The organism is Stomatobaculum sp. F0698 (assembly GCF_030644385.1).
In the GTDB taxonomy this organism is placed as follows: domain Bacteria; phylum Bacillota; class Clostridia; order Lachnospirales; family Lachnospiraceae; genus Moryella.
On sequence record NZ_CP130060.1, the window covers coordinates 1,865,168 to 1,877,764 of the forward strand.

Below are 12,597 nucleotides of genomic sequence, written 5' to 3' on the forward strand. Positions count from 1 at the left end.
GACAACACTACTCCTTCTTCTCATAAAACACATTCAACTGTTTGCTCTCCAAGAGCCTGAGCGCCTTGCGTATGCGCGCGGCGTCGTGATACGAGAGCGTTTTGACCAGGGTCTCATCGCTCTCTCCGGCGTAATTCCGCGCGACCTCCCGCATCGCGACGAAATTTTCTTTTCGATAGGGCGCCATGTGGATTTCATGGGCCGTGGTCAACGTATTGCCGAGGCAAAAAAGCAACAGCGCAGCGTAAGCGAGCCGTTTTGCGCTCTTTTGTCCGCTCTCCCGTGCCGAGAGGAAAAGTATCAGCAAAATCCCCAGCATGCCGACCTGGTACTGGAGGGCATAGCGCGAACTCATACCATAGTTTTCCCGGAGGAAAATCCAGCGCGAGGCCGTGACCATCATATGATTCAAGAACCCCGACCCGATTAAGCAGAGCGGAAAGATGCTCCGCTCCTTCTCAATGAGCTTTGCCGCGCGCCAAAACGCGAGCGCGTAGAGCGCGAGGACCGTAAGCCCGAGCAGGGTAAACACAAAGTCCGGAAGGCTTCCCGCACTCTCCTGCCCGATGACCGTCGAGGCAAAAGAACGAACAAAGAAGCGCGGCAGGAGGAGCGGCCTACTCCGCACAACCGCAAAAATCGACTCGCTCGTCGCGCCGTGTCTCTCTTCGACCGAGAGACTGCGGCTTATGAAATAGAGCCCGAAGGGAAGAAGCACCGCAATCCCCCGGAGCGCACTCTGCCGAAAGTCCCGCCGAAAACGAAGCACGATCACGAGCTCCGCAAGCACGGCGGTCAGCGCATAAATTGCGCAGTAGGGTCCGGCAAAAAAGAGTATCGTAAGCGAGGGCAGCCAGAGCAGACGCCGCGCGGCCTTCCTGTCCCCGTTCTTTTTGAGCACGGCGTCGAGACTCAGATAGTGGCAGAAAAAGAGCGCAAAGGCCGCAAAGTGTACCCAACCGGAGCCGTTCGTCAGCATCTCCCACTTGTTCAGGGAAAAGACGAGCAGGATGAGGAGCGCGCTCACCGAGACCGGCAGTTGCTTTCTCTCGCAGTAACGCCCCAGCAAATAGGCGTTCAGCGAGAGGAAGAAGGCACCGAGCATCATATCAAACATGGTGCTGTAGTGAAAGAAGCGCACATTTACAATGCGTTCCAAGTAGTTGACCGGAATCCGGGTCAGGATATCGCCGTGCAAATAGGGCGATAAACTGTATACATTTTCAAGATAGCTGTTCACAAGGCGTATGTAGTCCGTGTAGACCACATCGGCACTCGCGCTCCTAAGATAGGCCGTCAAAAAGAGAAAGCCGAAGAGCGGCAAAAGCCGCACCGTCATTTTTCTACCCATTGCTCAGTCCTCGGTTTCCGTTTTAAAGTGCACGAGCATGGCAAGCGGCGTGGTGCCCCGCTTTTCCGCCGCATTCGCAACGATAAAATTCGTCGAGAAGCTGAGGCGGTTCAGGCTCCAAGGCGTCGCTTCGATGACGAACTCCGCTTCGTTCTCGGTGAGCGGAAAGCTCTGCTCTCCCGCCTCCGTGCGAACGGTGATTACTTCATCGCCCCGCAGCGTTCCGGGATAGGTCACATGGAAGCGAATCTTGTCGCCGTCCTGCGTCATAATGCGGAGCGACGCGCGCTGATCCATCCACTCATCCCGATAGTAACCGTACTCGACCGCGCATTTCATATCGCGGACCGCCTTGGTCACATCCAAAAAGGCATCGTGTGCGGGATCCTCCGCAAGTACCAGCATGTGCGGGTGAACGAGCCCGATCGAATAGAGCGAATCCACGCGGCGTACCGTGGTGCCCTGCCCGTTTCGCGCCGGGTCAAAGGTCTTGAAAAAAGTGCGCTCCGTAAAGCCGTTCATCTCATAGCTCTTTCCGACGATGATGATTTCTTTCCCGAGCACCTCTCTCCCGTAAGTACCGTAGGTCACATCCGCCAGCGAATTATAGCGCGCCTGATCCGGAAAGAGATAAATTTTCGGGATAAACTGCCGGTAATACTGTTGCATCACAAGACTCAAAAAGGCGACCAGGCAAAGCAGTGTAAGCGGCGCCGCATTGTCAAAGCGGTAGCGGTGCTTTGCCTCCGGATCTTGATTTCGCGCCCGGCAGGAGGCCTGCCGTATCCCGTAAAGATAGGCGACCATGAGAAGCTGGAAGGCATAGAGCACATAAACCCAGCGAAGTTCCACGCGTATCGTGACCGCCGAAGCCGCAGCACAGCCGATCCAGAAGCCCGCAAAAAAGATGAGGTCCCGTATGAGCTTCATGCCCTCGGCCCCGCGCTTCCGGTAGCGCCGCGACAAAAAGAGCTGATAAAAGCTGATCAGGAGATAGGAAAGCATCGCGAGGTTCCAGAAGAGCACCATCACCTTGACGCGGAAGGAAGTATCCTCCCAGGGGCGTCCGCAGAGATGCTCGGGCCCCGCATTGATGCCGAGGGTGTAGAGTCCCTCGATGCCGAAATTTGAAATCGCACTCTGAAGCGTAAAGGTGTCCTTTAGGCTTGTGCCGCCGGTTCCCTCCGGCGAAACCGTACCGATCATCAAAAGGCGTATGCCCTGCACCAGGAGAAAAACCCCCGCCGCCAGCAGGTAGCGCTGCCACTTTTTATCCCTGCGGACCAGCAGACAATAGAAAAACATGGGCAGAAGCACCATGTAGCGCTCGTGGGTAAAGCAGTTCAGAAAATAGACAAGCAGCGCCAGGAGAAAATCTCTCCGCTCGCTTTTGCCCCTCAGGTAGCGGTACAGGAAGTAGGCCTGTAAAAGCGCAAAGAAAACGCCGAGGGTCTCCATGAGGCCGAGGAGCTGTCCGATCTGGTAATAGGCAAAGTGCGAACCGAGAAAAAGTACGCCAACCAAAAAAGCGACCGGGCGACTTCCGGAAAGGCGCTTCGCAAAATAATAGAGGAAGCTCGCAAGCCCCGCGTTCAATAGGATATTAATCGGGACAATCCACTCCAAATGTCCGCCGATGAGCCCCAGTTCCAGCCAGGAGAGGGTCCAGTAGACAAAGCGGCAGCGTGTCGAATCGAGCGGAAACGCATACTGTAAAAAACTCTGCTCTCCCCAACAGGACCAGGTGTAAAGATCGTCCTTATAGAGGCCGCTGATGCGAAACTGCCGGTTTACAAAGAAGGCCCAGGCAATCAGCGCCGCAATCAGCAAAAGATCGCTGCGCAGGTCACGTTTGGTCCGCTTTTCTTCCATGGCTTCCCTCCTTCTTGCGCCGCGCTCAGTTTGCGCGGCGGTAACGGTAGAGCGCATTGCCCTCCTGTTCAATGATTACTTCGATGCTCCCCTCTTCCCTTAAGTAGCGGATGATATCCGCCGCGCGCTCATGTGTCGCAAGGAAGTCATCGTCCGTGTAGAGGCAGTTGATGCCCATGCGGTCCAAAAATTCCTTAAAGGCATCCAAGCTGCGGACCAGATACACATTGCCGCCGCTGCCCTCAAGGTCCGTGTAGCTCTGCACGTCACAGGGCAGGAAGTAACACTCCGGCTCCCCGGCGAACGAGAGCACACGCATGCGCGGTGCGTTCTTCACATAGCGGTAGATGGGCTCCGCCCCGTCGAGTATCACAACATCGCGGACTATGCGCCCGTGCGGGTGAAAGAGAAAGGCTCTTCCGCCATAGCCGCTGAAGCCCCGCGCGCCCGCCCAGTTGGTGAGGCAGAGCATGAAAAAGGCAAAGACCGATGCCGGCGCAAGGGCAAGGGTGAGCGCCCGGCTCTCCTCCTTCCAGCAAAGGAAGGCGCCGATTAAGAGGAGCAGGTAAAAGAGGCCGTAGTAATTGCCGTCAATCTGATGCAGGCGCTCCAGCGAGAGGAGGAGCAGTCCTCCCTGCACCGCGATGAGACAGCCGAAGAGTGCCGCCGCACGCGCGTCGCTCTTCGGTTCCGCAGCCCGCTTCTTTCCGCGGAGCAAAAGCGCTATGAGGAGCACCGGAATCAGGGTGGTCCCCCAGGCAATGCGTATGTGCAATCCCTCTTCTCCGATCGGTGCGAAAAAGAGGAGAAAGAGGCGGCGTGCCAGTTCCGCGCCCCGCTCCGGAAGGGTCAGAGACGCGCCCGCATTCGGCAGCGTGAGCACGGCGAGCGGGTACTTCCCGCGAAAACCGAGCGCCTCGAAGACGCCGGTAAACACCGAGACCAACGGGTAACCCGTTAGGTGCAGGGTTCGTGCGGTCACCGCAATGAAAGCAAGCAGGGTGAAAAGCGGCGGGAGAATAAGTCCCCGCGGATTTCCGTCCCGCTTTTCTTTCTTTTCCTCTGCCATAGTCTTCTCCCGCCCGAGCCTCGGGCGGAATACCGCGGCATAGAGGAGGGCGGCGAACACCAGGCCGCCCGAAAAGACGATGGCAGTCGGCTTCAGCATCAGGGTAAAGAGAACGGCACTCGCGCCGAAGACGAGGGCCTCCGCCCGCGCCCTGCCGCTCGACTGCTCCGCCGTCAAGAGTTCCCGCACGGCGATGAGCTGAAATAAGACGGTGATGAGATCGGTCTTTGCGGAGATCGAGAGGTTCATGACCCCGGGGATTAACGCCGCCGTAAAGACCAGACGCTTTGCGCCCTCTGCCCCTAAGAGCGCGCGCCCGAGGTCAAAGAGAAGCCAGAGCAGGCCGATTCCGAGGCAGAAGGAAAACGCGAGCACAGGCCCGAAGCTATGTTCCGTATAGAGCGCCAGCGCCAGAATCTCAAGTCCCTTCGGATAGAAATACACCTGGTTCACCGAACCGAGCGATTCAAAAATGCCGCGGCCGTTGTCGAGAACAAAGGGCGAGCGGAGCGCATAGCGGAGCGAGTCGTAGTCGATTGCGATGTTCATGCGGCCCAGCTGCACGAGCACCGCCGTGACGGTCGCCGCCGCGAGCACACTCTCCGTCCGGGACTCTCGCCGTATCGTACAGTGATAGGAGAAAGCAAAGCCCTTCTCTCCGAAATAGCGGAGGAGCGGCGGCAGAAAGGCCGCAAGAGAGACAAAGGACGCAAGTATGCGCCATAACCTTGTCCCGCCGAGGTGCAGGGCCGAGAAAAACGCGACAAGAACTATCCATGCCGCCGCACCGAGCAATAAGCCGCGTCCCGCCCGCTCTGCCGTGAGGCGTTCGCGATCGCCGAGCAGCTCTCGCCCGAAGAGGGCAAGCGCCGCGAGCCAAAGCCCCGCGATGAGCACGCTGAAGAGCGCGAGGTGCCGCGCCGCAAAGAGAGCGCAAATCAGCGCGTTCGCAATGCCGCGCTGACAGCTCTTAACCCGGCGCGCGGCAACAAACAAAAGCAAAAACAAAACGCCGATTTCAAGAAACATGGCGCCGGTCTCCTCCGAAGAGAACTGTGCCGCAAAGAAACCGTCGTCCCCGAGAAAATAGAAGGCGAGAGCGCTCAGCAAAAGTGCGAGGAGAAAAAGAACCCCTGTCTTAACTCTTGTAGTCAACATAAGCACTCCGGTAAGCGCGAAGGATGAGCACCGCAATTTTTTCCGGCCACATGCGCCGGAACATCGCGCTCTCTTCCGCCTCTCGCACATGGTTTTCGGTCAACGCCGCAGTCGCGGCGCCGCCGTGGATACGATAGAGCAACAGCGGGCGCTCCGAGACCAGCCAGCTTCCCGGCTCCGCCGCGAAGCGATAGAGTAAATCCCAGTCCAGCACAAAGCGGAGCGAAGTCGAAAACGGCGCAACGCCGAGCAGGTCTCTCCGATACGCACAGCTCGGACAGACAATGGGATTTCCGAGGCGCAGGCTGAGACGCTTGCCCGCCGTCGTGCTTTTGAAAAAGGGCAGGCGAAGCGGAAGGCGGAGCAGTTTCTTAACACACTCGGCCTTACTGCGCCTCTGTATCTCACCGTTCTTTAGGATGCGCGCATCCGAGGTAAAGAGCGCCAGGTTCGGATACCGCTTGACCGCACGCAGCAATTCCTCCGTGTAATGCGCACCGTAGACATCATCCTGATGCGCGAGCGTCACAAAGCAACCCTCCGCTTGACTCAGCGCAAAATTCCAGTCCGCACCTATCCCGGGCTTTCCCTCCCGCACGCAGTAGCGGAAGCCGTACTTCTTTGCAAGATCCTTCAAAAAGGCGCTCGGCGTCGCCGTGCAGAGCAGGCGCTCGGAGGGGACGCTCTGTCGAAGCAAGGAGCGGAGGCAGGCTTCCAAATAAGGAGAGTCTCCGTAGGCGCAAACCGCAAAGCTATGCGTCATTTCGAAACTTCCTCCCCGAAAAAGCGATCCTCAAGCGCGAGGCAGAGCGCGTGGTAAATCGGCAGGTGCAGTTCCTGAATCTGATACGTCTCCTGTCGCGGCACAATCAGGGCTACGTCTGCAAGCTTTGCGAGCGCACCGCCGGTCTTTCCCGTGAGCGCAATGACCTTAAGGCCGAGCGCCCGCGCGGTCTCCGCCGCGTTCAAGAGATTCTCGGAATTGCCTGAGGTACTGATGGCAAGCAGCACATCGCCCTCCCTTCCGTAGCCGTAAACTTGCTGCGCCATGGCAAACTTCCAGTCCGTGTCGTTGCCGAAGGCACTGGTCAGGGCATCGTGTCCTGTGATTGCAATGGCGGGAAGGGCACCTTCCAACATCTCCGCGAGACGCTCTCCGCGCGCCCCTCCCCGCTCCGTCAGTTTCTTCCGAAACGCCTCCGGCACCCTACGCCGAAAGGCAAAACTCTTCATGAGCTCCCCGACCATGTGCTCGCTGTCCGCGGCGCTGCCGCCGTTGCCGCCGACCAGGAGCTTATTGCCCGCCGCAAACGAAGCGCGAAGCAGGGCCTCTGCGCGGTATAGTTCTTCTCTCAGAACTTCCAACTCCGGGTAACGCGTGAGCAAGAGCTCTAAATTTTTTTCTCTCTCCATCAACTCTCCCCTCTCTCCGGCGACTTTAGAATTGCAGCGCCCGAATGCGCGCCATGGCTTCGACCGTATCCTCGTAGGTTCCGAAGGCTGAAAAACGGAAATAATGCTCGCCGTGCGGTCCGAAACCGGAGCCCGGCGTTCCGACCACAGCGGCTTTCTCCAACAGTGTATCAAAAAACTCCCAGCTCGTCATATCGCCGGGCGTTTTCACCCAGACATAGGGCGCGTTCACGCCGCCGTAAACCGAAAAACCGGCCTTTTTCAAGTTCTCGTACATGTAGTGCGCATTCCGCATATAGTACGCGACCTGCTCTGCGGTCTCCCGCTGTCCCGCTTCCGAATAGACCGCTTCGCCCGCGCGCTGCACAATGTAGGGCGCGCCGTTAAACTTGGTCCCGTGGCGTCTGCTCCAGAGCGCGTGAAGCTCGACTTCTTCGGTCGTGCCGTCCGCGCGCTTCACCTTTTTCCTAAGATCGTGCGGCACCACCGTCGCGCCGAGACGCAGCCCCGTAAATCCCGCCTTCTTCGAAAAGGAGCGGAGCTCGATCGCACAAGTTCTCGCGCCCTCGCACTCGTAAATCGTGTGCGGGACATCGGGCTCGGTGATATAGGCCTCATAGGCCGCGTCAAAGAGAATCACACTGCCGTTTTCGTTGGCGTAATCCACCCAGCGCTGCAGCGCTTCTTTCCGCATGACCGCGCCGGTCGGGTTATTCGGCGAGCAGAGGTAAATGAGGTCCGGTGCCTTCCCCGCCGGGAACTCCGGGGTAAACTCATTTTCCGCGGTACAGGGCAGGTAGGTGATGCCCGCATAGACGCCCTTCGCCGCGTCGTAGTCGCCGCTTCGACCCGCCATCACATTCGTGTCGAGATACACGGGATAGACCGGGTCACAGACCGCGACCGTGGAATCGAGGCTGAAAATCTCCTGAATATTTCCGGAGTCGCTCTTTGCGCCGTCCGAAATAAAAATTTCATCCGAACGAATCTCCGCACCTCGCGCCTTATAGTCGCACTCGACCATCTTATCCCGGAGAAAGGCATACCCGTTTTCCGGCCCGTAGCCGCGAAAGCTCTCCGCTTCTCCCATCTCATCGACCGCTTTGTGCAGCGCCTGAATGACGGCCGGGCAGAGCGGCTTCGTCACATCGCCGATGCCCATACGGATGACGCGCTCGCCCTTATGTGCGTCGGTAAAGGCGGCGACCTTCTTCGCAATCGTAGAAAACAGATAGGAACCAGGAAGCTTCAGATAATTTTCGTTGATTCGATACATAAGAACTCCTTTGATGCCGTGGCAGCGAGAAACAAGAAAAGCCGCAGGGCTTCTGCCTGCGGCTTACTTTCAAATGGAGATGGAGGGATTCGAACCCTTGACCCCCACGTTGCGAACGTGGTGCTCTCCCAGCTGAGCTACACCCCCACGGGATTTGAGCGGTACTACCGTACCAACAGGTGTATCTTACACCCAATCCCAAAGCTTGTAAAGCTTTCTTTCATTTCCTTACAAGTTTATTTCGTCTTTTTCCCGATGATCTCGGTGACCAGCGTCTTCAACACTTCGATCATGCGATAGAAGTCCGTGACATTCAAATACTCGTAAATGCCGTGATAATTCTCGCCGCCGGTCGAAAGGTTCGGGCAGGGAAGTCCCATGAAGGAGAGCTTTGCGCCGTCCGTGCCGCCGCGAATCGCGACCGTGCTCGGCGTAATGTCGTGCTTCCGGAACGCAGCCCGCGCGGTCTCGATTAAATACGGATAGGGCTCCACCTTCTCCTTCATATTGTAGTAGCTGTCCTTCACTTCCGCCGTGAGCTTTGCCTCGGTGTTCGCATACTTTTCGTTCAGCTGCTCCGCGACTGCGAGGAAGGTCTTCTTCATGCCCTCAAACTTCTCGCGGTCGTGCTCGCGGATGATATAGCGGAGCTCCGCGGAGCTCTCATCGCCCTTCATCTGGCAGAGATGGAAGAAGCCCTCAAAGCCCTCGGTATTCGCCGGAGTGCAGGGGGGCAGGAGCGACTGGAACTCCATGCCGACCATGACGGCGCTGACCATCTTGTTCTTCGCGGAACCCGGGTGTACGTTCACGCCCTTGATGTGCAGGTAACCGGAAGCCGCGTTGAAGTTCTCGTACTCGATGCCGCCGATTTCGCCGCCGTCCACCGTATACGCAACTTCCGCGCCGAAGTTCTCGACATCAAAGAACATTGCGCCCTCGCCGATCTCCTCATCCGGCGTAAAGCCGATCAGAAGCTTGCCGTGACGGTGTTCCGGATTTGCCTGCAGATACTCGACGAGCGCCATAATCTCCGCAATGCCGGCCTTATCGTCCGCGCCGAGCAGGGTGCTGCCGTCCGTGACCAGAAGATCGTCCCCCTTCGCAAGGGTAAGCTGCGGGAAGGTCTTCGGCGCAAGCACTTCGCCGTGCCCGAGCTCAATCACGCCGCCGTCATAGTTCTTGACGAGGCGTGGCTTCACATCCGTATCGCTCGCCGCGGGCGAGGTGTCCATGTGGGCAATGAGACCGAGTGCCGGAGTCACCGCATTTTCCGCCTCCGTGAGATTCGAGGGGATGCGCGCGTAGACATAGCATTTGTCCGTGAGACGCACGTCCTTTGCGCCGAGCTCCTTTAAGTCCGCCTCGAGCTTACGCGCAAGGTCGAACTGCTTCTCGGTCGAGGGATGGGTTCCCGTTTCCTCCGAGGATTGGGTGTCTATTTTGATATAAGAAATGAGTCTTTCCAGTGCATCCATACCGTTGTCTCCTTCTTTTCAAACGAAGTCTGTTACAATCCCATCCTACACGATGGGTTGCAATAACTCAACACCCCTCGCGCACTCCCCTCAGACCGCAAACTTTAAATAGTAATAGACCGGGTTTGCGAGCTCAAGTGCGCGGATGCCGAAGTCCAGAAACACAGGCGCGCCGAGCAGGCTGAGGAGTAAGAGCGGCAAGAGTAGGGCAATGAGCAAGCTTCGTTTGCCCCGCGTCAAAATACCGGTTGAAATCACGAGGAAAAGGCAGAGCAGATTCAGGAGGAAAAGCGCTGCGATTTCCCGCGCCGGATGTCCGAAGAGGCCGCCCGCAAGAAGCAGAGCCGAAAAGGCGAGGGAGGCAAGCCCCTGTACCGCGAGCAGGTAGCGGAGCGCATAGCGCCGCTGCGCCGCACGCGGTACAAAATCAAACATGCCCTGTCTCAGGTCTTCCAGATAATAGAGCAGCGCGACAAAACTCATGAGCAAAAGCCAGAGCGCTCCCATGCCGCGAAGCGGGGCGCGGAGATAACTCACCGCCGCAGCCTCTCTGCCGCCCTCGTTTACATAGGAGATCAAATCGCCGTCGATTTGAATCTCCGCATAGCGCGCCGCAATTTCCTTCGTAAACGCGGGATCGTCCGGATCGCGCGCAAAGTTCTCCGCGAGAAAACGGCGGTAAATCTCATAGGAAATCGTCGGAAAAAACGCACGGTATAAGTTCTCGCGGGACAGTTTGACGACGGAACTATCCTCCCGCTCCAATACGGTGACCAACCATAGATTCTTTCCGGCTGTCATGCGCTCCACCCGCGCTTCGAGGTCCGCAGGCAGTATCCAGGCCGCATCCAGTTTCCCCGCGCGGAGCAAATCCCGCGCGGCGCTCTCGCTCTTTACGCTGCGGTAATGCAGCACGGACTCGCTTTGCAACAGGTTCTCGGCGATTGCAGCCGCGAGAGGGGAGCTTTTCCCCTCCTTCTCTTCCGCCACAATGCCGATTTCAAGAATGCCGCTCTTTTCCCGGCTTCCCGCGCGAATCAAAAGACCCATGAGCGGCAGGAGCAGAAGGAGCACCAGAAAGCTCTTCCGCCGAAAGAAACGCTTGCAGAGCAGATATTCCCAGCGAAGAAACTGCCTCATCTCTCCCTCCTTCCCGCCCGCAAAACACCCGCGAGCATGAGAAAAGCAAGCGCCCAGAGGAGCAACACGGCGCCGGGACGAAAAAGTGTGCCGAACGCCTCACCCGCAAGGAGCCGCTCCAGATAGCGAAAGCACTGCCCGCTCGGCAGCGCGCGGCTTAGCGCCTGCATGCGCGCAGGGAAGAAGGCCAGCGGATAAAAGCAGCCGGAGAGAAACGCGAGGAAGATTCCGGCAAAGAGTTGCAGAAACGCGCCGGCAAGCAGCCCCTCTGCGAGCTCGTAAAGCAGAAACTGGAGTGCGGTCGCAAAGAACAGCGCAGGCAGGAGCCCCGCAAACATTTCCCGAAGCAGCGGAAGGAGCGGAAGAAAGGCGAGGGTCTGCAAGCCGAAATAGGCAAAATATTCCGAAAGAAGCTGCGCACCGCAACTCACCCCCTCGGCCGTAAGCAAGCGCCCCAGTACCGGTGCGCGACCGGCCGCAAAGGGCAGGGCGCTTACCCCCGAGGCAAAGAGCAAAAAGCAGAGTAAGGCTGCCCGGTAGTACTGCGCGAGATCCGAACCCGCAAGCGCTACCACCGTCTCCGCATTGTAGTTTCGGTTTCGATTTAAAACCGTGCCGAGATAGCGGAGATTGATCTCCGTCAAGAGCTTCGCATGGCGATCCCGCGCGCCGTGGGCATCAAAATAGCCCTCCGCCGCATAGATGCCCCGCTCGGTTTCCTTTAAAATCACCTCTGCCGCGCTGCCCGCCTCGCGAATCAAGGCGCTGTTTAACCCCGCCTCGAGCCCGCCTCCCACATAGTGTATGGTCTTATTCTCGCCCTCCGAGAGCGCGGAGAGAAAGTCATCCGGCACTTCGAGATAGGCCTGAATCTCGCCTCGCTTTAATTTCTCGGCAGCCGCCTCTTTGTCCAGCTGTTCATAGGAGATTGCAAGGCGGGAGCTGTCCATGTTATTTAGGATGCCGAGCCCCGTCCCGAGATAGGTCTGTCCCTGCCCTCCCACAATGCCGAGTTTCAGCTTGGCGGTCCCCTCCTCCGAGGGCGCAAATAGCCGTGTCAGGTAAAGCAAAAGCAGGGCCGCCGCCGCGAGCAGGAGAAGATTCGCAAGGAGGGCACCCGGAAGCGAGCGGAGTGCGCGCTTCCACTGCGCGCCGAAATAGCGCCTCATAAGAACAAGGCCTCCGCCGCCGCCGCGCTCTCCGGCTGCGGAATCTCGCGCAGCACGCCGTCCCGGAGAAACACCAGTCGATCGCAGTGCGCAAACTCCGCAAAATCGTGGGTCACAAAGAGCGCCGTGCCGCCCGCCGCCGTAAAACGCTTTAGGTAGGCATAAAACTGCGCCTTGCCCTCCATATCGAGCGCCGCGGTCGGCTCATCCAGCAAGAGAATTTTCGGCTCCCGCAACACGGCAATTGCGATTGAGAGTCGCTTCTTCATGCCGCCCGAGAGCTTTGCGACGGGCTTATTCAAAAACGCCGCAGCGCCGAGGGCCGTAATCACGCCCTCCGGTGCGAGCCCGCGCGCCACGGTCGCCCTGTCGTGCCAGAGCAGTAAGTTATCAAAACCGGACAACTCCTCCATCAGCGGATTCGCCTGCGGCGAAAAGCTGACCAGCGCCCTGCGGCGCTTCGCATTCGCGAAGAGTTCCTCTTCCTCGTAGCGGAAGCTGCCACTGTCCGGCCGCAGAATTCCCCCCAAAACGGAAAGAAGTGTGGTCTTCCCGCTGCCGTTTCCGCCGAGAATGCCCACACAACTTCCGTTCGCCGCCTGCAGGTTAATCTCCCGCAGGACAGCGTTCTTTCCGTATTGCTTTTTAATCTGATGTAAAACCAGCATTGA

At 58.2% G+C, this 12,597-nt stretch carries 10 protein-coding genes and 1 tRNA gene; all 11 read right to left on the bottom strand.

The window, feature by feature from the left end; all coding sequences use genetic code 11:
- Nucleotides 1-7 precede the first annotated feature (7 nt).
- Nucleotides 8-1,351 (bottom strand): hypothetical protein, encoded by a 1,344-nt coding sequence (locus QU660_RS08490; protein WP_304946091.1) that lies wholly within the window; start codon nt 1,349-1,351, stop codon nt 8-10.
- Nucleotides 1,352-1,354: 3 nt separating this feature from the next.
- Nucleotides 1,355-3,223, bottom strand: a complete 1,869-nt coding sequence (locus QU660_RS08495) for a hypothetical protein (protein ID WP_304946092.1) — start codon at nt 3,221-3,223, stop codon at nt 1,355-1,357.
- A 25-nt stretch (nt 3,224-3,248) separates the two neighbouring features.
- Nucleotides 3,249-5,450, bottom strand: coding sequence for a hypothetical protein (locus QU660_RS08500; RefSeq protein WP_304946093.1), 2,202 nt, complete (start codon nt 5,448-5,450; stop codon nt 3,249-3,251).
- A complete protein-coding gene (locus QU660_RS08505) occupies nt 5,431-6,213 on the bottom strand; it encodes a glycosyltransferase (RefSeq protein ID WP_304946094.1) in 783 nt (260 codons plus the stop codon). The genes QU660_RS08500 and QU660_RS08505 overlap by 20 nt, the downstream gene beginning before the upstream one ends.
- The gene (locus QU660_RS08510) at nt 6,210-6,863 is read right to left on the bottom strand and encodes a D-sedoheptulose-7-phosphate isomerase (RefSeq protein WP_304946095.1); all 654 of its coding nucleotides are present in this window, start codon (nt 6,861-6,863) and stop codon (nt 6,210-6,212) included. Before QU660_RS08510 ends, QU660_RS08505 begins: the two co-directional genes overlap by 4 nt.
- A gap of 25 nt (nt 6,864-6,888) precedes the next feature.
- Nucleotides 6,889-8,139, bottom strand: a complete 1,251-nt coding sequence (locus QU660_RS08515) for an LL-diaminopimelate aminotransferase (RefSeq protein WP_304946096.1) — start codon at nt 8,137-8,139, stop codon at nt 6,889-6,891.
- Between the two features lie 74 nt (nt 8,140-8,213).
- Nucleotides 8,214-8,286 (bottom strand) — tRNA-Ala (locus QU660_RS08520).
- An 89-nt stretch (nt 8,287-8,375) separates the two neighbouring features.
- A complete protein-coding gene (pepT, locus tag QU660_RS08525) occupies nt 8,376-9,617 on the bottom strand; it encodes a peptidase T (RefSeq protein ID WP_304946097.1) in 1,242 nt (413 codons plus the stop codon).
- Nucleotides 9,618-9,707: 90 nt separating this feature from the next.
- Nucleotides 9,708-10,757, bottom strand: a complete 1,050-nt coding sequence (locus QU660_RS08530) for a hypothetical protein (protein WP_304946098.1) — start codon at nt 10,755-10,757, stop codon at nt 9,708-9,710.
- A complete protein-coding gene (locus QU660_RS08535) occupies nt 10,754-11,926 on the bottom strand; it encodes an ABC transporter permease (protein ID WP_304946099.1) in 1,173 nt (390 codons plus the stop codon). The genes QU660_RS08530 and QU660_RS08535 overlap by 4 nt, the downstream gene beginning before the upstream one ends.
- Nucleotides 11,923-12,594: an ABC transporter ATP-binding protein gene (locus QU660_RS08540; RefSeq protein ID WP_304946100.1), complete on the bottom strand. Its 672-nt coding sequence runs from the start codon at nt 12,592-12,594 to the stop codon at nt 11,923-11,925. Before QU660_RS08540 ends, QU660_RS08535 begins: the two co-directional genes overlap by 4 nt.
- Between the last annotated feature and the right edge of the window lie 3 nt (nt 12,595-12,597).